This is a genomic window from Nostoc sp. TCL240-02 (assembly GCF_013343235.1).
Lineage (GTDB): Bacteria > Cyanobacteriota > Cyanobacteriia > Cyanobacteriales > Nostocaceae > Nostoc.
Map to the genome: position 1 here is coordinate 5,485,466 of NZ_CP040094.1, position 23,741 is coordinate 5,509,206.

General features: G+C 40.7%; 13 protein-coding genes. 2 read left to right on the forward strand and 11 right to left on the reverse strand.

Annotated features, from left to right (window positions below):
* Nucleotides 1-21 precede the first annotated feature (21 nt).
* The 10 genes from FBB35_RS23420 to FBB35_RS23465 all read right to left on the reverse strand — a co-directional run bounded on the left by FBB35_RS23420 (nucleotide 22) and on the right by FBB35_RS23465 (nucleotide 15,872).
* Nucleotides 22-6,579: a non-ribosomal peptide synthetase gene (locus FBB35_RS23420; protein ID WP_174711634.1), complete on the reverse strand. Its 6,558-nt coding sequence runs from the start codon at nucleotides 6,577-6,579 to the stop codon at nucleotides 22-24.
* Between the two features lie 390 nt (nucleotides 6,580-6,969).
* On the reverse strand, nucleotides 6,970-7,362 hold the full coding sequence (locus FBB35_RS23425) for a hypothetical protein (RefSeq protein WP_174711635.1): 393 nt from the start codon (nucleotides 7,360-7,362) through the stop codon (nucleotides 6,970-6,972).
* A 185-nt stretch (nucleotides 7,363-7,547) separates the two neighbouring features.
* On the reverse strand, nucleotides 7,548-9,257 hold the full coding sequence (locus tag FBB35_RS23430) for an aconitase/3-isopropylmalate dehydratase large subunit family protein (protein ID WP_174711636.1): 1,710 nt from the start codon (nucleotides 9,255-9,257) through the stop codon (nucleotides 7,548-7,550).
* Nucleotides 9,241-10,332: an isocitrate/isopropylmalate family dehydrogenase gene (locus tag FBB35_RS23435; protein ID WP_174711637.1), complete on the reverse strand. Its 1,092-nt coding sequence runs from the start codon at nucleotides 10,330-10,332 to the stop codon at nucleotides 9,241-9,243. Before FBB35_RS23435 ends, FBB35_RS23430 begins: the two co-directional genes overlap by 17 nt.
* A gap of 221 nt (nucleotides 10,333-10,553) precedes the next feature.
* Entirely contained in the window at nucleotides 10,554-12,692 is a 2,139-nt protein-coding gene (locus tag FBB35_RS23440; protein ID WP_174711638.1) for a patatin-like phospholipase family protein, read from the reverse strand.
* A gap of 61 nt (nucleotides 12,693-12,753) precedes the next feature.
* Nucleotides 12,754-12,999, reverse strand: coding sequence for a hypothetical protein (locus tag FBB35_RS23445; protein WP_174711639.1), 246 nt, complete (start codon nucleotides 12,997-12,999; stop codon nucleotides 12,754-12,756).
* Complete coding sequence (locus FBB35_RS23450) at nucleotides 12,992-13,342, reverse strand: hypothetical protein (RefSeq protein ID WP_174711640.1); 351 nt, start codon at nucleotides 13,340-13,342, stop codon at nucleotides 12,992-12,994. Before FBB35_RS23450 ends, FBB35_RS23445 begins: the two co-directional genes overlap by 8 nt.
* A 102-nt stretch (nucleotides 13,343-13,444) precedes the next feature.
* Entirely contained in the window at nucleotides 13,445-13,837 is a 393-nt protein-coding gene (locus FBB35_RS23455) for a hypothetical protein (protein WP_174711641.1), read from the reverse strand.
* 906 nt (nucleotides 13,838-14,743) lie between these two features.
* On the reverse strand, nucleotides 14,744-15,655 hold the full coding sequence (locus tag FBB35_RS23460) for a cation diffusion facilitator family transporter (protein ID WP_174711642.1): 912 nt from the start codon (nucleotides 15,653-15,655) through the stop codon (nucleotides 14,744-14,746).
* A gap of 46 nt (nucleotides 15,656-15,701) precedes the next feature.
* A complete protein-coding gene (locus tag FBB35_RS23465) occupies nucleotides 15,702-15,872 on the reverse strand; it encodes a hypothetical protein (protein ID WP_174711643.1) in 171 nt (56 codons plus the stop codon).
* Nucleotides 15,873-16,003: 131 nt separating this feature from the next.
* Between FBB35_RS23465 and FBB35_RS23470 the strand changes: the two genes are divergently transcribed.
* Nucleotides 16,004-18,346 (forward strand): glycoside hydrolase family 31 protein, encoded by a 2,343-nt coding sequence (locus tag FBB35_RS23470; RefSeq protein WP_174711644.1) that lies wholly within the window; start codon nucleotides 16,004-16,006, stop codon nucleotides 18,344-18,346.
* 85 nt (nucleotides 18,347-18,431) lie between these two features.
* Here FBB35_RS23470 and FBB35_RS23475 read toward each other — a convergent pair whose 3' ends face one another.
* Nucleotides 18,432-20,612 (reverse strand): polysaccharide biosynthesis tyrosine autokinase, encoded by a 2,181-nt coding sequence (locus FBB35_RS23475; RefSeq protein ID WP_254625680.1) that lies wholly within the window; start codon nucleotides 20,610-20,612, stop codon nucleotides 18,432-18,434.
* 1,497 nt (nucleotides 20,613-22,109) lie between these two features.
* Here FBB35_RS23475 and FBB35_RS23480 point away from each other — a divergent pair.
* Nucleotides 22,110-23,456: a glycosyltransferase family 4 protein gene (locus FBB35_RS23480; protein ID WP_174711645.1), complete on the forward strand. Its 1,347-nt coding sequence runs from the start codon at nucleotides 22,110-22,112 to the stop codon at nucleotides 23,454-23,456.
* Nucleotides 23,457-23,741 lie beyond the last annotated feature (285 nt).

A 23,741-nucleotide genomic window follows, 5' to 3' on the forward strand; every position in this document is an offset into this window, starting at 1 on the left:
GGAACGGGGAATGGGGAATGGCTAATTATTTTTTTTGATTTTGGCGAGGAATTTGTCAAGCTGTTTTTGGCTGAGTCTGGCTGCTGAGAAGTCGGAAGGTGTATGACCGATCGCATCAGGAGATTGACAGTGGGTAATGAGCGATCGCAATGCCTCCATAAATCCAAAACCCAAATGCTCGATGGTGTCTCGTTTATGAACTTTCTCGCTGTAAGCCCAAGTCATTTCCAGTTTTCCAGCACGAATAAATCCGCTTACTCCTAAAAGGTGGCTGCGCTTGTTAAGTAAACTCTGTTGGGCTTTCATTTCTTTAGCCAAACCCAATACCGCAGATGCCGTAAGCACCTGATCGAACTGACCAAGGTAGTTAAAACTTACCTGTGCTTGGGGTAGTGCTTGTAGTTTCGCGCGTATTGTTTCATCCGGCTGCAAATATCGCAATACACCATAGCCTATGCCTCGGTTGGGAATGCGTCGCAATTGTTCTTTAACTGACTTTAAAACCTCTCCTGGATGGTCAACTTCTTGTAGCTGCAAATGAACGGGGAATAAGGTAGTAAACCAGCCTATAGTCCTCGACAAATCCACATCCTCAAACAAGTCTTCTCGTCCATGTCCCTCTAGATCAACAAGCAGAGAACGTTCACCCGTCCATTGGGCAAAGCTTTGGGCTAGGGCAGTCAACAGCACATCATTAATTTGAGTGTTGTAGGCAGAGGGGACATCCTGTAAGAGGGCGCGGGTTTGTTCTTCAGTTAAAGAAAGTGACACAGAAGCGGTTGAAGCTATAGTGTTTTCCTCTTCACCTGAAAGATAATCTACTGGCAAGGTGGTAACTTTCAAACTAGACTCACTTAGCCAGTAATCTAGTTCATCTTTAATCGCCTTTGATTTTGCATATTCTGTTAAGCGATCGCTCCAATATTGAAAGGAAGTAGTCTTAGGTGGTAATTTAATAGCTTGGCCACGGCTGATTTGTTGGTAAGCCTTAGCCAAGTCTTCAAGTAAAATTCGCCACGAAACACCATCTACTGCTAAGTGATGGATGATGAATAGTAAACGTCCAGGTTGATTGTTGTCCAACCTAAATAATGCTACTCGTGCGATGCCTGCTCTGGGCGTAGCCATCTCGTCAGTAGATAGATTCAAACTAGCTTGGAGTTCCGCATCAGCCGCTTGCATTGCTGTTTGTTGTTCTTCTGGCGACAGGTGCGACAAATTGATGACGCTAAATAATTCGTAATTCGTAATTCGTAATTCGTAATTAAACTGCTGCCAGTTTTCGCCTTCCTGCACAAATCGCAGACGCAAAGCATCGTGATGCACCAACAATTGTTGTACAACTTGCTGCAATAGCTCTGGTTGCAAATCTGGTGGCACTTCCAGTAGTGCTGACTGGTTAAAGTAATCAGGTTCGGGCAAGTTCTGCTCGAAAAACCAGTGTTGGATAGGTGTTAGCCCCACCTTGCCAGTTACTAATCCTTGTTCGGCTTTGATAGAGCGAGTCATGCCTGCCACGGCAGCTAACTCAGCAATGGTTTGGTACTGAAATAGTTGTTTAGGGGCAATTTGGATACCCGCCTGATTGGCACGGGAAATTACTTGAATGCTGAGAATGGAATCTCCACCCAGTTCAAAGAAGTTATCGTGGATGCCGACTTGTTTTAGTCTTAAGATTTCTGACCAAATTGCTGCTAATCTCTCTTCTGTAGGGGTTTGGGGTGCAACAAAGCTATCTTCTGCACTCCGAGAAAGGTCGGGGGCTGGGAGGGCGCGATAATCTACCTTCCGGTTAGCTGTCATCGGTAGCGTTTCCAGTAGCACAAACGCCGCCGGAATCATGTAGTTCGGTAGTTTCTGTTTGAGGAACTGGCGCAATTCATCGGTGGTTGGTTGCGGATGGTGCGGAACAACATAAGCCACGAGTCGCTTTTGTCCGGGGATGTCTTCACGAGCAATCACCAGAGCTTGCAACACTTGTGGGTGTTGACGTAACACTGTCTCAATCTCTCCCAACTCGACGCGGAAGCCGCGAATTTTAACCTGATCGTCAACTCGACCAAGATATTCTAGATTGCCATCTGCACGAAATCGTGCTAAATCCCCTGTTTTGTAGAGGCGATCCAATTTTGCATTTTGGATAAATTTCTCTGCGGTAAGTTCAGTCCGTTGCCAATAGCCTCTAGCTAATCCGGCTCCGCCAATATGCAGTTCTCCGGGAACTCCTATAGGGACAGGTTGCAGATATTTATCCAGGACATAAACCTGAGCATTGCTAATTGGTCGTCCAATGCTAACAGAGGAGGCTTCTGGGGTTAAGCGATCTAAGGTGGTGATAACCGTTGCTTCCGTTGGCCCGTAACTATTAAGTAATTGGGGTGGATTGGGGAGGTGAGCAACACTACTGTGCCAGTGCTTCACTTTTTCTAGTTGAGCTTCTTCTCCACCAATAATCACCATTCTGAGACTTTCGGGAATTCGGGAGTCTTCAGGGGTAAGTTCCGCTACCAACTGATGCCAATAAGCTGTGGGAAGATCCAAAACAGTTAACTGCCATTCTCGGCAACACCTCCAAAATTCATCGCTGGAGTGCAACATCTGCTCAGTTCGCAGTACCAATGTTGCACCGATCGCAAGACAAGGTAATATTTCTTCGATAGATGTATCAAAACAGATTGATGCAAATTGTAGAATGCGATAGCTTGCATTAATTCCATATTCATGCATTGCGGTCATGACAAAATTCATCAATGACCGATGTTCAATCATCACCCCCTTGGGTTTACCTGTGGAACCAGAGGTGTAAATAATATACGCGAGATTATGGAGTTGAACGTCACTAGTAGGATTGGCTGTACTGTGTTGAGCAATTATTTTCCAATCTGTATCTAAACAGATCGTTTTTCCGGCATAATCTGGTATTTTGCCGTGGAATTTTTCTTGACTGAGCAGAATGCCCAGTTGCGTATCTTCGAGAATATCAGCCAGTCGCTCTTGGGGATAAGCTGGATCGAGGGGAACATAAGCACCCCCCGCTTTGAGAATGCCGAGTAAGCCAACAATCATCTCCAAGGAACGCTCAACGCAGATACCGACCAGGGTTTCTGGTTTGACTCCCAAACTTTGCAGATGGTGGGCTAGTTGATTGGCGCGATCGCTCAATTCGCGGTAAGTTAACTGTTGACCTTCTTGCTGAATAGCTACAGCATCGGGCGTTAACTCTACCTGAGCCGCAAATAAGTCGTGAATACAATCTTTAACGGCATACTCTCTTTGAGTCTGATTCCACTCCATGAGTAACTGCTGATGAGCCTGCGTTAACAGTGGTAATTCGGAAACTCGCTGTTCTGGGTTGACTACAATTCCCTCTAGCAAAGTTTGATACTGCTGTGCCATCTGCTGGATTGTGGCAGTGTCGAATAAGTCGGTGTTGTATTCCCAAATCATAGTAATTCCCTTCTCTGCGCCATGATGCGGAATCAGAACTACATCAAGATCAAACTTTGTCGATTGGTTGCTGAGGGCTACATTTGGTCTGATGTTCAAGCCAGGAAGACTCAAATCTGGCTGGGGAGAATCATGGAAGCTGAACATCACTTGAAATAGAGGATTATAACTCAGGTTGCGTATTGGTTTCAGAACCTCCACGACCTTATCGAAGGGTAAATCTTCGTTAGCAAAGGCTTCCAGACTGACTTGACGGACTCGATCTTGTAACTCCCGAAACGTGGGATTTCCAGATAAATCGGTGCGTAAAACTAAATTATTGACGATCATGCCAATTAAATTTTCTGTCTCGCGCATCCGCCGATTTGCAACAGCTGTCCCCACACAGAGATCGTCCTGTCCGGTGTAGCGGCGCAACATGACTAAAAAAGCTGCCAGCGTCGTCATAAATAAGGTGATTCCCTCTTGACGACTGAGAACTTTCAAGGATTCGCACAAGCTAATGGGCAACTCTACCCTGACTTGAGCGCCGTTGTAGGTTTGTTCTGCTGGTCGTGGGTGGTCATAAGGTAATTCCAACAGGGGCGGACTGCCAGATAACTGTTGCTGCCAATAAGCTAATTGGGCTTGGGCTTCATCGCTTTTCACCCACTCTCGCTGCCAATGGGCATAGTCTCCAAACTGGAGGGTTAATTCCGGTAATGGGGAATGAGTACCCAAACAAAAGGCTTGATAAATTTCCAGAAACTCATTCAAAAAAACGTTGTTGAAAGACCAGCCATCATGAACCATGTGATGTTCGATATGGATCAAAATATGGTCTTGGCCGCTCAACTTCAACAATAACCACCTGACTAAAGGCAGTTGATTTAAGTAGAAAGGCTTTTGCACCTCTGCGTCAAATAGGCGTTGAATTTCTGCTTCTTGCTCAGACTCAGGAAATGTCTGGAGGTCTACGACTGTTAACTTAATTGGTTGGTGTGGATGGATTACCTGAAATAACCGTCCATCTACTGCCGGAAAAGTCGTGCGGAAGATTTCATGTCGTCGGACAATCTCACTCAAGCACTGCTCTAATGCTGCCAAATCTAGTTTTCCGGTAAATCGCAGAGTTACCTGAGCTTGATAGGCAGTACTTTCAGGAGCTACTTCTTGGATGAAATATACTCGCTCTTGAGCAAAGGAAGCAGGCAAGTATCCTGTGCGTGAAATTGGTTGTATGGGTGGACGTTGTAACTGTTGCTTGAGTTTGCTGTGCTGTTCAATCAGCTTCGCTAGACCCGCTATGGTCGGATTGGCAAAAATGTGGTGAAAGAATAACTCGACTTGGAAACTCTCGCGGATGCGGGAAAGAATCTGAGCTGCTATTAAAGAATGACCGCCCAAATTGAAAAAATTGTCATTGATTCCTATCTGCTCAAGTCCCAGTAAATCAGCCCAAATGCTTGCGAGTGTTGCTTCAGTGGAGTTACGAGGTGCGATAAAGGTTTCTTCGAGATCGGGGCGTGTGCGATCGCTAGCTGGGAGATTTTGACGATCAACTTTACCATTGGGAGTAAGGGGCAAGGAGTCGAGAATCACAAAGACTGCTGGCACCATATAGTTAGGCAGTTTTTCTTGAAGAAAGCGTTTGAGGGTAGTAACGCTCACATCAAGTTTTTGATTAGGGACAATATAGGCAACCAGCCGTTTATCACCAGGGATGTCTTCACGGACGATTACCACTACCTGCTGTACATCCGAATGTTGGCTTAAAAGCGCCTCAATTTCTCCCAGTTCAATACGGAAGCCGCGAATCTTCACCTGATGATCGACTCGCCCCAAAAATTCAATGTTGCCATCTGCTAAAAAGCGGGCTAAGTCACCAGTTTTGTAAAGCCTTCTACCTTCAGCCGACGCTCGCGGACTCGCTAACGCTGCGCTATCCTCAAACGGATGAGGGATAAATTTATCCTTGGTTAACTCTGGGCGGTTCAGATAGCCTCGTGCCAAGCCGTCGCCACCAATATACAATTCGCCAGGTGTGCCAATGGGAACTGGTTGCTGATCTTGATCGAGAATATATATTTGAGTGTTAGCGATCGCTCGACCAATGGTCAGTTGAGTGTCGCCAGTATATTCTGCTATCGTGGCACAGACTGTTGATTCCGTTGGCCCATAAGCATTAAAAAAGCGCCGCCCTTTTGACCATTCAGCAATCAGCTTCGGATTACAAGCTTCTCCGGCGACGATCAGGGTTTGCAAGTTTGGCAATTCCTCTTTTGGTAACGCTGCTAGTGCTGTAGGTGGTAGTGTTACCTGAGTTATTGATTGCTTACGCAAAAATTGAATTAAATCTGTTCCTGGGCGCAAGGAATCTTGAGTTCCAATGTAAAGGCTAGCTCCTGAACACAGAGCCACGAAAATTTCCCAAACTGAAGCATCAAAGCTGAAAGAAGCAAACTGGAGAACACGGCTGTTTTGCTGTACATCAAACAGTTTGACTTGTGCCTGGATTAAATTACACACGCTTTGATGTTGAATCAGCACACCTTTGGGTGTTCCTGTTGACCCTGATGTATAAATTACATAAGCCAGATTTTCGGGTGCAACCCCACTACTAGGATTCTCGTTGTTCTCTCGCCGAAAAGATTCCCAACCAGTATCCAGACAAATCAACTTCGCCCCACTTGCAGCCAATTCTTCAACGAATTTTTCTTGGGTTAACACCACTTGGACTTGCGAATCTGAGAGCATAAACGATAGACGCTCTTTGGGATAGGTTGGATCTAGCGGAATGTATGCTCCACCCGCCTTGAGGATACCCAACATTCCTATAATCATTTCTAGCGATCGCTCTACGCAAATCCCTACCAGCATCTCTGGTTTTACACCCAAACTTTGTAAATAATGTGCTATTTGGTTGGCTTGGTAGTTCAACTCTTGATAAGTTAATTGTTGCTCTTTGAAGACAACAGCGATACTGTTGGGAGTTTTTTCTACTTGTGCTTCAAATAACTGATGTATGCATAAATGTTTGGGATAATCTACCTTTGTATTATTCCATTCAAATAATATTTTGCATAACTCCTGCTCAGTTAAAGCAGAAGAATAATCAATAGATTGAGGAGAGTTAATTACAATTTCTGTCATAAATTTAGTAGATAAATTGCGATAGTCCATTAGCAAATAACCTAAGATTATTTGGTTTTCTTTTTTTTGATTTTGTCCATAAATATTATCAAGCTGTTTTTGATTAAGTTTGGCACCAAAAAAATCAGAAGGAGTATACCCTTGTGACTCTTTTGACGTTTAAACATAAGCTAAACATTAGAGAATAGAAATTGATCTTTTTCAGAAATGTATCAAATTTATCTTTTGAAAAACCTACTTACTTTATAGGAATTATTTTAAGGATGGCCTTTGAGGGTTTAATCAGGTGCGATCGGACTCAGAGGCCATTTTTTTACATAAATTAAGTGCGATCGCACTTAATTTAGTAGAATTTTTCCTGAAATTTCAACAATGCAACAAGCAGTGAAATTATTCCTCGACAATTTCAATTGTTTGTGGAGGCTGAACATCTTCTACCTCAGTAACAGTTTCTGGACTAAGGTGATTTTTCAGTTTGAGTTTTAACTCCTCTGAAATGGGTAAATCTTTAATTTCTTTCAGGAGATATCTTACAGATTCGGTTTTACTCCGTTCTGTATAGACAGCTTTGAGAACAGCTTCAATTCCATATCCTGCTACAGTATCCCCTACAACCGTTATCAGACCGAGTATTCCTACACCTCCAACGATGCCAAATGGGCCTCCTATTGCTGTGAGGGCAGCAACAATAGCAGCATTACTACCTGCTGATGTAACTGTTAAAATCACGAGAATTATCCCAGGAAGACCCAGACCAGCAAGTTTTTTAGCGATTTCGTCCATTTTAATTACCTAAAATCCTTTTTTCTTGGTTAAGACATTACTAAGGGTAAGAGCATGGAGTCTTTGTAAATCAAGAAACCTCTCTCAAAACCTAGACTAAGCTAAATAAGAGTAATTCACGTTCAGATTGAGTTAATATTCTTTGAGTTTTATCTCTAATTCAACCCTATCTGATAGCTCAGTATTTAATCAAAGCGATCGCTAATTTTTCCATTTACAGCAGAGATAGCTACTGTTCTTGGTGAGGCTAAATAATTTTTGCCCGTTGGATCGCCACTGCGTCCTTTAAAATTGCGATTGGTTGCATAAATACCTGTTTCTTCTTTCGCCAAAACCCCAAATCCAGAATTGATACAAGCCCCACAACCTGTCTTGAGAATTTGTGCCCCTGCTTGTTCAAAAATGTCGATATAGCCCAATTCTTGAGCTTGTTCTCTAATTTCAATGGTTGCAGGTACAATAAACAAGTTTACGCCGTCTGCCAGTTGGCGACCCTTTAAAACTTCGGCTGCTTGAGCTAAGTCATAGAGTTTTCCTCCAGTACAAGAGCCAATAAAGGCTTTGGTAATTGGAATGTTTTCTAACTGACTAATGGCAACTACCTGATCTGGTTTCGGGGGACGTGCAACTTGTGGTTCTAAACTACTGAGGTCAAATTGATAAACCCTTTCGTACTCAGCATCAGCATCGCCGATAATCTCTGGAAATTCTTCTGAAACTCGGTTTTTTAGATACTCACGGGTTACTTCATCAGGAACAATCAACCCACAGATTGCCCCGCACTCCACGGCCATATTAGCTAAAGTCAACCGTTCATCAAAAGGCAGTTGTGCGAGAATTGACCCTCTGAACTCTATTACCTTACTGGTAGCGCCAGCACAGCCGATTTGTCCCAAAATAAACAGGATAATATCTTTGGCACTGATTTTAGGAGGTAAGATTCCAGACAACTCAAATACTAGGGTTGGAGGAACACGAATCCACATATCTCCTGTGGCATAGATATTAGCCATATCTGTCGTTCCCACCCCTGTGGAAAAGGCTCCCAATGCTCCGTAGGTACATGTGTGAGAATCTGTACCGGCAATTATCATCCCTGGTCGGACAAACCCTTTTTCTGGGAGTAAAACGTGACAGATGCCTGTTGCTTCACCTGGGGAAACCACATCAAATAAGTGGCATCCTTGGAATTTAGCAAATTCAATCATCTGTTCGTACATCAGATATGCTTTGTCATCAGCACGGATGTCGTTGATTTGAATGAAGTGATCTGCTACTAAGACCACTTTTTGGGAGTCCCACAACTTTGCTCCTTCTCCATAATGCTTATAAAATGTCTTGGCTACTGGGCCAGCGACAGCATCATGGGATAAGGCTAAATCGACCTGGGCAAAAACCACTTCTCCAGGATGGACGTAGGAGTTTCCAGAGGCTTTAGCTAAGAGTTTTTCTACTAAAGTCATGGGGCGTAGCGGTGTCAGGCTGCGAGGAATGGTGATCTGTCCCTGACGACGCAGCTGATTAAAAGACATTAACCCACCTGCTGCTGCGATCGCATCAACTACAGGATTCTCCTGTTTCTCCCCTAGAATTTCCAGAGAAAGCCCAATATTGATGCTATTACGATAAAAAATTTCGGCGAACGATCGCGCTCGAATCTTTGTAATTCCAGCAGCTTGTAGGGCAATGGGAGCAATTTCTCGACTGGAACCACAGCCGAAATTTTCTCCTGCTTCAATCACATCATATTTTAGCAGTTCACCTGCTCCAATCACATGCTCTAAAGCATAATGTTTTAAACTATCTAGGTCATCATTTGTAGCTCGATTAGCAGGAATAATATCATCAGTATTGATATCATCCCCAAGGTATAAAACTTTATTTTCCTGACTCATGAAGCACTCCTAATTGAGAATGTTGCACAACTGAAAGTTCTTCAAGTAAAAGGTCAACTAAGGTTGCAGTGTTAACTAAAATTTCTTCTCCTTGGGTAAACAAATCAGCTGTTCGGTATCCCTTAGCTAAAATTCGGTCTTGCGCTGCAATAATCTGTTGAGCAGCTTGCACTTCTCCCCATTGCTGAAGCATTAAAACACAGGCTCCTAAGGTTCCGAGGGGATTAGCAATTCCTAAGCCTGCAATATCTGGAGCCGTACCATGAATGGCCTCGTACAAACCAAATCCATTAGCGTTAATACTTGCCGATCCTAATAAGCCAATTGAGCCAACTAATGCACCGCCAATATCGCTGAGAATATCTCCAAACAAATTACCAGCCAAAATTACATCAAAGCGTTGGGGATTCAAAACCATTTGCATAGCTAAGTTATCTACCAGCATTGGCTCAACAACAACGCCTGGAAATTGTCTAGCTTCTTCTTGAACTAGACGAGTCCAAGGCAAATGAGGTAAAGCGTTTTCTTTGTGAGCTACGGTCAGTAATCCTCCGCGAGATTGCGCTTTTTCTAATGCTTTGTGAGCAATTCGACGAATCTCTTCATCGTAATAGCGCATTGTATGGTAGCCATAATTTCCTTGTTCATCGCAAGTGCGTCCAGATGGGCCAAAATAGATTCCACTGACTAGTTCTCGAACAATGAGAATATCAAGTCCTTGAATTTTCTCTGGTCGAAGACTAGATTTATGCACAAGACTGTTAACGCTGAGGATTGGACGAAGATTGCAAAAGAAGTCAAAATGCTTTCGGAGTTCCAGCAATCCGCCTTGACTAACTGCACCAAATACAATCCCATCGGCTCCATCGCACAGTTCGGCGGTGGCTTGAGGGAAGTAACTACCCAGTTGTTCAAAGGCAGTTGTGCCGAGCCAACCATAGTCTACCTGTAAGGTAAATCCTTGAATTTTAGCAACGTGTTGCAGAATTTTTAAGGAAGCTTCCACAACTTCTGGCCCAATCCCTTCTCCAGGAATGGCAACAATCCGATAAGATGCCTTACTTAAAGACTCCATTTGGCCACAACTCCAATACCTCGTTGTTTTACGTACTTACTCAGAAAGTCTCAAAGGTTGTTTTAAAAGTGTTTATCTGTGATTTTAGACACTTAATTTATTCCCTCTCTCCCTCTAAAAAGCAGGAGACTGGAATCAAAGTTTCCCAATTTATCGAGTGATTTAAAGGGAACTAAAACTTTTGATATCGCCAAGGCAACTTTTAAAACATCCTCTCAGATTTAGCTTGTTAAAATACTACACAATTCCTCGATTTGTTGACTTTTTTCTTGAATCAGTATGCTACCTAAAGTTTGTAACTGCCGGACATTTTCTAGTTTGGCATTATCTATTGCTTCAAGCTCGCTTTTTAAGAATGTTTGGAATCGATAATAAGAAGCTTTATTACCCTTATTTGTAGCCTCAAATAACCGTTCTAATTCTCCAGCTACTACTTCGCTCCCACCGTCAAGCACAATATTTAACAGTGGTTTTGCCCATTGTAATAGTCCCCATTGTTTCACTTCATCATAAGCGTAGACACTGGTCAAAGAACCAGTACCCAAGGATACTAATAAGATATCCTCTATATTCAGAGGTTGTTTGGTTTCTTGTCTACTGATTTGTGCTTCTAAAATAGCCAAATTAGCTGGATTATTAGCAACTACTCCGCCATCGACTAAAGTATAAAAGCCGTTGGTATTATGGGAGCTAGAAACGCGATAGGGAGCGAAATAAGTTGGAGTTGCACTAGTTGCCAATGCCGCATCTGTGAGGGTAAAACCTGCACATAACTTACGGAACTTTTTCGATTCTGTCTGTTGTTTTTCCAGTTTGTTAGTAAAGAATATTGGAATTCGCTGCTCGATATCGTAGCTAGTGACAAAAACTTCTTTGAGATTATTTTCTAGAGGAGTATCACCAAAATATTGCCTAATAATTTCTTCTCTCCCTTCGGAAGAATATTTTGGTTGAACGAATATATCCTCTATTTGACCGAGTACTTTTTCCCAGAATGGCTCGTAAAATATCTCAGCCCCATACTCAATATATATTTGCAGGAGATCCTCAGCACTATATTGGGCGGTGGGTGAGGTATCAGTAGCCTCTAAATCTAATCGGGGTTTAGTTAATCCGAGTGCCAGAATTCCGCCGCTAGAAGTGCCAGAAATTAAATCGAACAAACTAAAAATCGGCTTTTGTGTCCGCTTTTCAATTTCTGCCAGGATCATGGTGGGGATAATGCCCCGAATACCGCCTCCGTCAATGGCAAGGATTTTATATTTGGGATTGGCTTTAGTATTCATAGTTTTTGGCGATCGCTCCTGAGTTGATGTTTGTGGTTGTTCCTGCTGTTGGATATTCGCTGCAACTGTTTGGGCTGTTTCTGATTTTTCCCCCTTTGGCTGGTTAGTTTGAATATTTGCAGATTTTTCGGTTTGTCTTTTTGTCCCTTTTTTTCCCTTTGTTGTTGTCTCTGTGGGGATGCTAGTTTCTACAATCGGAGGAACCTCAACGGATACTTGCTGCAAATCGCCTTCTGCGATCGCAGTTACTTCAATGGGAATAACTTCTGTAATCAACTGGCTTTCTTCGTCCGATACCACAGTTTCTGCTGGTTTTTCCTCATCGAGACTACTTGCTACCTGTTCTTGTGTCTCACTTTCATTGGATGATTGTGTAATTCCAAAGGGAAGTTGTGCAATATCCCAACTGGGATTGCCACGCAATTTTCCATCATAGCCATTTCCAGTTTGGTCTTTTACACTTGTCCCTTGTCCTTCGTTTAATGCCCAGTAAGCGATTAATCCTTGTTCATTGCCAACTAAAGGTTGATAGCGATGCCTCTGGATTTCCACTGGGGGACAAGGGTAATTCCAGACGCTAATGTTAGCTAACTGACCGGTGAAATATATGTTGTTGTGTAAAGTCGCGCCCAGAGTCACAGAACTCGTTGCTTTGTTTAAAGAGTCACCTGTGAAGTAGCCAAAGTACTCATGCTCATCAATATATATACTTACTTGCCCCTTGTTAAAAACAATAGCAAAAAAGTGCCATTGTCCGACAGTTAATTCTCCATTGCCAAAGGGTTTGATAAACTTTTCAACATTCTCATCAATGTATATATCTAGGTTCCCTGATTCACTGATGCCAAACTCAAAATTATCACTATATCGATCTGAAGAACGAGCGAAAAAAACGTTGCGCGTTCCATAAGTGGTGGCTTTATCTGTTAGTTGATGAGGATTCACCCATCCTGAAATCGTAAAGGCTGAACTTCCTTGAGCAAAAACACCACTAAAATCGTTTTTGCCAAAATCTATGTAATCATCTTGACCATCAAATGTTAGTACTGATTGGCTATATATCTGGTTTGTCACAAGATTTTAATCTCCACAAAAAAATAAATTTGTAATTTTGCTTTCATACTTTACGGTAGAACTAGCCAGGAATACTATTGGCATTACCCAGTAATATATCAATCCGTTTAATGATTACTTTAAACTCACCTGCATTAAAACGCTGGCTAAGTTGCGTTGCAGTTTTATGAATAATTTCTTTATCTACTGGAATCAAATAATCGGGATTTACTTTCAAATTGTTCACAATTTGAGTGCGAATTTCTTTTACGAGACTCACTAAGTTCCTTGCTACTTTAGTTACAATCGGCTCTTCTGAGTTAATCACAAACTTCATTGAAGACAAATCCCAATTGTTTCGATTGATATCGAAAGCGCGATCGCAAATGAGGGAAAATGCAAAAGTCTTGAGGCTTGAGCCCTAGCTTTTTCAATCCAGCTAAAACCCGTTGGGCATCTTGCCACAGTTCCTGATAAGACTGAACTGCTAAAAATATACGTGATGGAACTACATAATCAACTAACTCCTGTTTTAAGTTTTCTGTCTCTCTTTCTATAACTATACAATCGTCTACAGTGAAACTAGACCGAGTAGGAACTTCTATTTCTCTATATTTAAAACTTAAATTACTGGAATTTTCTAAAAGCTGATTATAATTATGTAATTGCATTAGCTTTTATATCCTTATTAAAGTCCCCTTTGAGATAATTAGTATTATCTTGCTGTACGTTGGTCGACCTAAGTGTTGACAATTTTACAGTTTGTATAAAAGCTATTCCTCAATGATTTCAATTTTTTTTAGATATCGAACCTCTTTAGTATCAGTAATCATTGCTACACTAAGTTGATTTTTCAGTTTGAGTTTTAGCTCCTCTGTAATCGGTAAACTTTGAATTTCTTTGAGGATAAATATCACAGATTCGGTTTTGCTACGTTCTGTATAGATGCCTTTAAGAATGGCTTCAATTCCATATCCCGTTACAGCATCTCCTACTAAAGTTACTAGACCTAGCAGGGCTATACCTCCAACGATGCCAAATGGCCCTCCCAAGGCTGTCAGAGTAGCTGCGACAGCAGCAGAACTCCCCCCTGTTGTTACCGTTAGAATCACGAGTATTACACCAGGAAGACCCAGACCAGCAAGTTTTTTAACTATGTCATCCATTATAATAATTACCTGAAATCCTTACACTTGGATGCTGATGAAAACACTACTTAAGTATCTAATTCAGAGAAATATTTTCATAGAAATAACATATTCTCTATGGAAGCAACTATCTGTTTAAATAATAGCTCGTAATATATCTCATTCCTATACTAAAGATATTTTTGGGTATCTTTCCGATACTATATTCAACGCTCGGAAATGCGTGAAATTTATTTAAGGTTAATAAAATTTCGTTAGTCTGATTATAAGAATAAATCCGGTATAAATATCAGCAATTAAATTTAACATACTCAAAATAATCTTTAGTATTTGCTTTTCTATTTATACTGGTACAATTGCCCCGATACCACCTCTATTCATAACAAATTTTATATCTTTGATTGGTGTGACCTCCATAGTTTTTGGGGGAGATTAGGGATTCATTATGAGATAATATTTACGGTTATTCCTACTATTTAATATCGGACAAAACTTTTCTTATGATAGATTTCCACAATAGATTTATTAAAGTAGACTAATTTTCAATTTAATAACTGCATTTCAAAGAAAAAGCTGAACTTCAGCCTACAAATCATCTCAGCTTTATCTACAAAATGCAATAGCAGTTAAGACAGTTAAGGAGATAGTTAAGCGAATAGTTAAGATAGCTAAACAGACAGTTAAGACAGTTAAGACAGTTAAGCGGACAGTTAAGACAGTTAAGACAGTTAAAGAGATAGTTAAAATTTTTAAAATTGCTAATTACACAGAAGTTACAGTTAGTAACTTCTGTGTAATTAGGTAAAGAATTATGCAGATTTCCAGAGGTAATTGCTTTTTTTCGTCCCTAGGGGCTACCGCCTCATACATACACTTAATGAACTACTCCGCCCATCCAAAAAGATGGACGGGGTTTCTGACGCTTCATTTGTTACTAGTCCGCTCCAATTCCTGATCGTCCCAGGATACAGGGTCTTCTAATGGTTCCAGATGAGTTGTGATGCTGCTTTTTGGCAATGCTTGAATGATGCTCAACTCAATTGCTTCGCATAAATCATGTCCTTGCTGCACTGTCCATACTCCAGGTACTAAAACATGAAAGGAAATAAACCGACGTGTTCCAGCAATCCGAGAACGCATTGCATGGAACTGGATACCTTGGTGTTCATATTTACTGAGAATAACCCGGATTGTCTCTATTTCTTCAATAGGCAAGGCAGTATCCAGTAATCCAAAAAAGCTTTCTCGTAGCAAACTAAATCCTGTCCAGACAATATTGACTGCTACCAACAAAGCGATGATTGGGTCAAGTATTAGCCAACCTGTTACCTGAACTAAAAAGATTCCTACTATAACACCACCCGAAGTCCAGACATCAGTAAACAGGTGGTGAGCATCAGCTCGCAGTGTAATCGAACGCAAACGTCGTCCCGCTTTTAGCAAGACAAAAGCAACTCCTCCATTGACTGCTGTTGCCAACATTGATAGAGCCAAACCCAATCCCACTTGAGCGATCGCTTCTGGATGCAGTAATCTTCCCCAGGCTTCAACTGCAATACTGATAGCTGCAACTATAATCAACGCACCTTCTGCTCCACTGGAAAAATATTCTGCTTTAGAATGCCCAAAGGTGTGTTCTGCATCGGCTGGTTTGGCAGCATAAGTTACTGCCCACAGTGCTATCAATGCTGCCGCCAGATTCACACACGATTCAATTGCATCCGAAAGCAACCCTACCGATCCGGTTAGCAGATAAGCCCCAAACTTCAAGGCAATAGTAACAATTGCTGCCCCAATTGATAAGAAAGCGTAGGAGCGCACTGTTCGACCACTCATCAAATTTACTCAACTGTAATTTTTAGCCAACAGTAACAAATTTAGCTCATAGCTTCATCCACCTTGAGACTTTGATGGAAATTTCGTATTCACATAGAAACTGGTAATGGTGTGGCACAGAAAGCGATCGCTCTTGGAAGGAATGAGGAACACCATTGTTTCTCTGGGGAACGGTAGTAATATCTGCGATCGCAGATATTACTACTTTTGGCTCCAAAGCGCGGCTTTGATTGCCTAGGACAGTGATAAATAAAGTTCAATATACGCTATGCCTAAAGATACACGCTTTTGAGTAGTAGTTTATGTGAATCTCAATTGGGTAAAACAGTTATCTTAAAATCAGAAATTATGCCACAATACTTTGGACAACTGCACACAACTGAAGCGCCTTGGTCAATCCTGGGAGCAGTACAAGCAATACAACAGAATGAGCGTCATATCCTTTTGCTGTGCGGCGACCCTTGTGTAATAGTTAGTGTGCTAGCATCAAACTTAATTCGGGTACGGATGGCCCCAAGTGGTGAATTTCTCTCTAGGCGATCGTGGGCAGTAGCACTTGCGGATGAAGAATGGCCTACTGTGCCGTTTGAAGTGCGGGAAAAAGCAGAGACTATAGAAATTGAAACTGAGCAATTGTGTATTGTCGTGTCTCGTGAGCCATGTCGTATCCAGTGTTTTGACTCAGCAGGACAGCCTTTTGCTCAAGATACAGACTTAGGGATGGGCTGGCGGACAGGGGAGGTTGCTGGGTGGAAACGAATTGAATCTGACGAACATTTCTATGGTTTTGGTGAACCGACTGGTTTACTAGATCAGCGTTCAAAAGTCAAAACCAACTGGGCATCAGATGCGATCGATTACGGCATCATGACAGACAGTATGTATCAGGCAATTCCTTTTTTCATCGCCTTGCGTCCTGGATTGGGATACGGACTTTTTTTTAATACTACTTATTGGAGCCGATTTGATCTGGGCGCACAGCAGCCTGGAGTCTGGCAGATGGAAACTCAGGGGAGCGAACTAGATTACTACATTATTTATGGGCCTGAACCTGCGAAAATTATCCAGACTTACACCCAGCTAACTGGACGGATGCCTTTGCCACCTCGATGGTCATTAGGTTATCACCAATGTCGTTGGAGTTATGAGTCACAAGATATAGTACGCAAACTAGCTGATGAATTTCGTCAGCGTCGCATTCCTTGTGATGTTATTCATTTAGATATTGACTATATGAATAGCTATCGGGTTTTTACCTGGAGTCCCAAGCGATTTGCTGACCCTCAAAAATTAATCCAAAATCTCAAACAAGATGGATTTAAAGTAGTGACGATTGTTGATCCGGGAGTCAAATACGAGCCAGAAGCAGATTACAAAGTCTTTGACGAGGGATTAAACAATAACTATTTCATCCGAAAAACTAATGGTCAATTGTTTCACGGCTATGTTTGGCCAGACAAGGCTGTCTTTCCTGATTATCTACGTCCTGAAGTTAGAGATTGGTGGGGAAATTGGCAAAAAAGTCTAACTGATATTGGTGTTGCCGGCATCTGGAACGACATGAATGAACCCGCACTGGATGACCGTCCATTCGGCGACCCTGGTAACAAAATTTCCTTTCCCCTTGATGCACCACAGGGGCCAACTGAGGAAATAACCACCCACAAAGAAGTTCACAATCTTTATGGGCTAATAATGGCACAGGCATCTTATCAAGGAGCTAAAATATCTCGTCCGACTGAACGCTCTTTTATATTGACACGCTCTGGATATGCCGGCATTCAACGCTGGTCAGCTATCTGGACAGGGGACAATCAATCTCTGTGGGAACACTTGGAAATGTCCATACCAATGCTTTGTAACCTGGGTCTATCGGGCATTCCCTTTGTTGGTAGTGATATTGGGGGGTTTGCGGGGAATGCTACGGCTGAACTATATGCGCGTTGGATGCAGCTAGGAATGCTTTACCCCTTGATGCGTGGACATTCAGCATTAACTACTGCACAGCATGAGCCTTGGGTATTTGGCGATCACATCGAAAAAATTTGTCGCGAGTATATTGAACTCCGTTATCAACTACTACCTTACATTTACACTCTTTTCTGGTTAGCTGCAACTACTGGCGCACCAATTCTTCGCCCACTTCTGTATGATTTTCCCAATGATCCAAAAACCTTTTCTCTTGCCGATCAAGTAATGCTTGGCCCCTCGTTACTAGCAGCACCTATTTACCGTCCAAGCGTTGAACATCGTGCTGTATACTTGCCTGAAGGTTGTTGGTACGATTGGTGGAGTGGAGAGGAATTTACAGGGCCAACTCACATTCTTGCTTATGCACCACTGGAAAAAATGCCGTTATATGTTCGTGCTGGCTCCATTATTGCGATCGCCCCAGTAATGCAATATGTAGATGAACATCCCATAAACCAAATGAGACTGCGGATCTGGAAGGGTGTTGGTGAGTTTACCCTTTATGAAGATGATGGTCATACTTTTGAGTACAAAACAGGAGCCTTTTGCACCACAAGTTACCATGTTTATTCCGAGCAGCAAAGAACCATTGTTGAGATTGCAGCTAGAGAAGGTAAGTTTTCACCTATAACGCGTGAAATCATTGTGGAATTAGTCGGCGTTGGTGAACAGAGTTTTGTGGATAATGGTACTGCACATCGATTGGAATTTTCTACTTAGGCAAATCCATAAAATGGACTAGCCTCAATAATTACAAAGTCATACGTTTCATAACTGCAATGTGAAGAGTAAAATATATTCCCTCTTAATACAAACCATTGAAATTAGTTTTTTGACCATTACAAACTATGCCTAATATATTCAACCGATAAATTTTCAGGTTATCTAAAGCTATTTTTAGTATTGAAGAATTTGTTTTGTGAATTCGAACTACTATCAATAGTCCATCAGTGTGGGGTGCTATCAGGCTAGCATCAGCTAATCCCACTAGGGGAGGTGCATCATAAATCACTAAGTCAAAAGTCTTCTGGAAATCTATCATTAATTGCTTCATCTTTGAAGATGAGAGCAACTTTGCGGGATCGGATGGTACTGGACCAGCAGTGATTACAGATAATTTGCTCATAGAAGGTAGTTGTCGAATTACTTCTCCCACTGGCAAGTTTGTAGAAATTAAATTGCTTAATCCCCAGAGATTATTTAAATGTGATAAGTTGTGAATTGTGGGTTTACGAAGATCAGCGTCTACGAGTAAGACTCGTTGCCCCATTGCTGTAGCTATCTGAGCTAGATGAAGAGCTACGGTGGACTTGCCATCACCAGGCATAGCTGAACTAATAACTATTGAATGCAACGGGCTATCGGAACTGAGTAGTTTAATATTTGTATAAACTACCCTTAAAGCTTCGGAAAAGTTGGAAGAATACTCACCCTGTTCTTCCTGTGGTAAAACACTCACTTTAGCAATCTTTTTAGAAAGAAAATTTGGTATCCTTGATAAGGAAAAAATTTGCTTAGAAGTGCGGTTTTGCTTAGTTTGAATTTGTTGTTCAAAAGGAATATTTCCTAACAACGGCTGCTTAACTTTTCTTTTCAGATCATCGACAGTATGGTAGGCATTATCTAGCTTTTCCATTAGTAAAACAATACCAACTCCTGAGATGATACTTGCAACTAACCCTAATACAAAACTGCGTAGGGTATCAGAAGAAGAAATAGGAATCTCCGGTGTAGTTGGTACTTGAAGTAATTGCCAGCCCAACTCTGTTTGGGATATCTGAATTTGGAGATTTTCGCGGATTGATAAAAACCGATTTAAACTCTCATTTGCAAATTGCAATTTACGCTGTAACTCAGCGTACTGTCTTATTAAAATTGGTAATTGGTTGCGTCGTTGTGCAAGTTTCTGTTCTATTTTAGTAAGTTCTTGGCTTTTTACTTCTAACGTCTGAAGTTGTATCTCCACTTCTGCAAACTTTGCACCCAATAATTGCTGTGCCTGTTGACGTAGCAAAGGTAAAAGACTAGCTCGTTTCTCTTTCAATGTTTGAATGGTTGGGTTTTTGTCACGTAAACGAGTTGATTCAGTAGCAATCTGAACATCAAATTGACGTATTTGAGTAATCAACTGCTGATATAAAGGAGCATTATTCAGCATTGCTGTTGCTCCATTTTTTTCTTTTAGGCTCGTTAAATTAGCACGAGCTTGAGCTAGCTGTAGATCAATTGCTTGTCTTTGTTGAGATAATTCAACGGTTTGTGATGAGATTTGCTCTGCTTGGGCTTCTGGGTTGTCAAAATTGTAATTTTGCCGAAAAAATTGCAACTCTTTTTGGAGTTGATCTACCCGATTCTGTGTGAAAGGTAATTGGTTTTCAACAAATTGAAGCCCTTGACGTAATTTGGTTTGCCTCCTGATTTTGCTATAGTCTAAGTAATCTTTAGCAATCCGCTTCAGTACGGCTTGAGTTTGATCTCGATTGCTACTACGATAGCTAACTAATATAATCTTGGTTTCACCCAATCGAGTAATTTTTAGAGAATCGAGAAGAGAATAATAGTCTATTTCTGGATAAGAAGCTTGTAGCTTTTTAAGAGTGTCTCTCATCAGTTCAGGACTCTTAAGAACCTGAATTTGGCTTTCATAATCTAGACTAGACATCTGTGAGTTAGAGTCTTTGACAACATCCACCTCTTTGGAGTCATCATTTACAGGTTCGACTAAAAGCTGAAAATTGCCTTCATATTCTGGTGGCTTCTGCTTTAGCACTAGGCTAATAACTGCAATTGTCATAACAGCAATAGTTACACCTGTCATAACTAGCGCTCTACGCCGTAAAACACCCAGAATTTTTTGCACACTCCAGTCTTCTTCTTCCTCTTCAGCCCACGGAACAAGTTGATTTTGTTGATTTTGAAAAGATGGAGGCGCAGAATTATTACTGCGATCAGAATTGGAAGGTTGAGAAGGATAATTTTCTATCATATTCTTAATATTTGGTAATAAGTTTAGACAGAATTAGTAGAAAGAGTTTTATAAGCTTCTGTGAGATAAATTTGATACAACCAACAATCTATACTAGATTTGATATTTACTTAATAAACTTATGATGAAATCACAAGTCTTTATTCTTTAATCCATTACACAAATAACGCAAGCTGCTAGTTAGACTCGTTCAATAGTATGAAATAATACAAGCAATTTGATTGAAGTATAAGAGAGTACAAAAATTTAAATTTTCTACTTAATAAACGTGAATTTCGTAAATGATGTCCAATTATTCTCTCATAAAAACGATTTATTTTTGGATTCAGTGGAAACACAGGCAATACTCAAGTGCTTAAGTTAATAATTAAAGGATATAAATTATCGATGCTTGGCATCAAGTGGAGTTTTTGCCATACTTCTACTGAGGCTGTGGCAGCTTGTAAATGATAACTTCTACCAAATTATATGTAAATGCACTGAATAATTAATTCCTCGGCCGATCTCTTTCTTTGTATACCTTGCAGTTCATTGAATAAACATTAGGTGCTTTTTTATACAAAACAACAATGTATTTTATTATACTTTAATTTTCTCAGTATATGATCTAAATCCTGTTCAATAATCAAACAGGAGTTTCTTTAGCCCATAAAACTATTATTTTATAAAGTTTTAGATTAGATATACTTTAAGAATATAAATTTTTAATGAAGTAAATGATTCGATATGGAAACATGGTATTGTAAAGTTGCTCAGTCTTGCATATAAAAAGTAATAAAGCCTAAAAGCTTTATTTATAAAGTTGTATGTAACTAGAGAAACTCAAACAAAAACTAAACACTACTCAAAACAAAACATTCTAAAATTAAATTGTGAATAGTAACCGTAACTCCAGATATCTCAGTTGACTGAATATTACTCAAACAATAGAGACTGCCACCAAGCATTAAATCTCTTTTTAGAAGTTTAAGTAAGTACCAGCTCAACCTGTCAAAGACTTGCTTTACCACATAAATATATTACCTTCTCTCTAAAATAATTTGTTCTCGGCTAGAAGTATTTTCATCATTTTTGTGTTCTCGCATCTGTTAGAGAAGTGTGTATATAAACTAGAAAGAGTGTTCTGTTAGTTAGCCTTAATAGAGTTATAAGATCATGCCTAAATGTGTAAGGTTCAGAGGTCTTTTATAGCTATTGTGGAGTGACGAACTAGAATCTACTTGGGAGCATGAACTAAACAAAATACAAGGTTTTCAGTTTAGTTAGGGTGTGCCAAGCTGTGGCTAACGTGCTGAAACAAAATTAGTCTTGATAGTACCTTATATCAATGGCTTAAATTTTACGAAAATTGTAGTTTGTTAAGTCAAGCTTTCCTAGTAAATATTAAGTCAGATTTGTAAATTCTTACAATCTAGTCTAGATATTTTTGCTAGATGATTTCGAGTTTATACAGGTTTTGGATAACAGTTTTTTCTATTTCAGACGAGGCCATAGACTATGAGACTTAATCAATGGATTAATCAAAGTTTTTTGAAATCCATTTCTACTCCTTTAAATGCAAAAAACAAGCCTTCTGTAAAAGTTCAACAATCAATTAAGTTATCTGTAGTTACCCAATTTTTCCCTCCGGATTATGCCGCTACAGGGCAGTTGATTGAAGAATTAGTGAAACAGTTAGGGCAGCAAGGAGTGGATATTGAAATTTTTACAAGTCAGCCAGGATATGCATTTCGTTCTGATACGGCCCCAGCAGTTGAATGGGCTGACCAAATCCGAATTCAGCGATCGCGTACTGCTCAACTCTGGCCGGGAAGAATTCGTGGCAAAGCCATTAATGGTGTGCTGTACACCTTGCGGGCGACGCTCTATCTGCTAAGAGGTTCGCGCCGCAACAATGTATTGTTACTAACTACGGCTCCCCCGTTTTTGCCAGTGATCGGATATCTAGCTCATATCTTATTCAAATTGCCCTATGTCTGCGTACTATATGACTTATACCCTGATATTGCGATCGCATTAGGTGTAATCTCAAAGAGTAACTGGCTGGTGCAATTGTGGCGTGCAATCAATAAACAGGTTTGGTTGAAAGCTAAGGGGATCATAGTACTTAGCCCAGCGATGAAACAACAGGTAGTGGCACATTGTCCCCAAGTAGCTGATAAAATTTCTGTAATTCACAGTTGGGCTAACCCAGAAGCGATCGTGCCGATTGCTAAGAAAGAAAACTGGTTTGCCTGGAAGTATAACCTAGTTAACAAATTTACTGTCCTCTATTCTGGCAATATGGGTCGTTGCCATGATATTGACACCATGTTGGAAGCTGCAAAGCAATTGCAAGATGAGTCAATTCAGTTTGTCTGCATTGGTGGTGGTGTCAAACGCCAAGAACTAATCATGGAAGTGGATCGGTTAGGGCTGACCAATTTTACGTTCCTACCTTATCAAGATAAGCAGGTATTACCTTATTCTCTAACAGCTTGCGATCTATCAATAGTCAGTGTAGATGCAACTACAGAGGGTTTAGTTGTTCCCAGCAAACTTTACTCAGCTTTAGCCTCTGGGCGACCAATAGCAGTAATTTGCTCCCAGACTTCATATCTGAGACAACTAGTGGCTGATGCCAGTTGTGGTAGCACATTTGACAATGGAGATGGTCAAGGGCTAGCGCAATTTATTCGCTTTCTGAATCGAGATCCCCAAATAGGAGAGCAGATGGGCAAAGCAGGTCGTCAGTATTTGCGATCGCACTTCACGCCTAAAGTTATCTCTAAACAATACTTGCATGTTTTACAGCAGGCAGTATTTGATGAAATAATCACCATGTCTCGAAGCGATGTAAAGTAAGCATATTAGGTTTATTAAATTTCTATTATTTTGATAAACCTTAAACAATTTAATCCACAAATTTTTGGTTGCATGGTATAAACTTATTAGGATAAGAATAAAGTATTAAAATATTTTGATTTAGTCAAAAAATAACTCTTTGCAAAATCATTTTTTTAATTAGAAAAGGAGTGAATTAATTAAAAAAGCAAGGTAAAATAAAAACAAAATCATCATTTATAATTAAATATTTCCGCAGTATTTTTTAGGAGTAGGGCTTTGATGGTCTTATTGATCTCAGTCCCT

Bases quoted from the DNA above. Each gene is read 5' to 3' on its own strand.
- FBB35_RS23470 (WP_174711644.1), top strand. From the start codon at position 16,004: ATGCCACAATACTTTGGACAACTGCACACAACTGAAGCGCCTTGGTCA.
- FBB35_RS23460 (WP_174711642.1), bottom strand. From the start codon at position 15,655: ATGAGTGGTCGAACAGTGCGCTCCTACGCTTTCTTATCAATTGGGGCA.
- FBB35_RS23420 (WP_174711634.1), bottom strand. From the start codon at position 6,579: ATGACAGAAATTGTAATTAACTCTCCTCAATCTATTGATTATTCTTCT.
- FBB35_RS23480 (WP_174711645.1), top strand. From the start codon at position 22,110: ATGAGACTTAATCAATGGATTAATCAAAGTTTTTTGAAATCCATTTCT.
- FBB35_RS23475 (WP_254625680.1), bottom strand. From the start codon at position 20,612: ATGATAGAAAATTATCCTTCTCAACCTTCCAATTCTGATCGCAGTAAT.
- FBB35_RS23430 (WP_174711636.1), bottom strand. From the start codon at position 9,257: ATGAGTCAGGAAAATAAAGTTTTATACCTTGGGGATGATATCAATACT.
- FBB35_RS23425 (WP_174711635.1), bottom strand. From the start codon at position 7,362: ATGGACGAAATCGCTAAAAAACTTGCTGGTCTGGGTCTTCCTGGGATA.
- FBB35_RS23435 (WP_174711637.1), bottom strand. From the start codon at position 10,332: ATGGAGTCTTTAAGTAAGGCATCTTATCGGATTGTTGCCATTCCTGGA.
- FBB35_RS23450 (WP_174711640.1), bottom strand. From the start codon at position 13,342: ATGCAATTACATAATTATAATCAGCTTTTAGAAAATTCCAGTAATTTA.
- FBB35_RS23455 (WP_174711641.1), bottom strand. From the start codon at position 13,837: ATGGATGACATAGTTAAAAAACTTGCTGGTCTGGGTCTTCCTGGTGTA.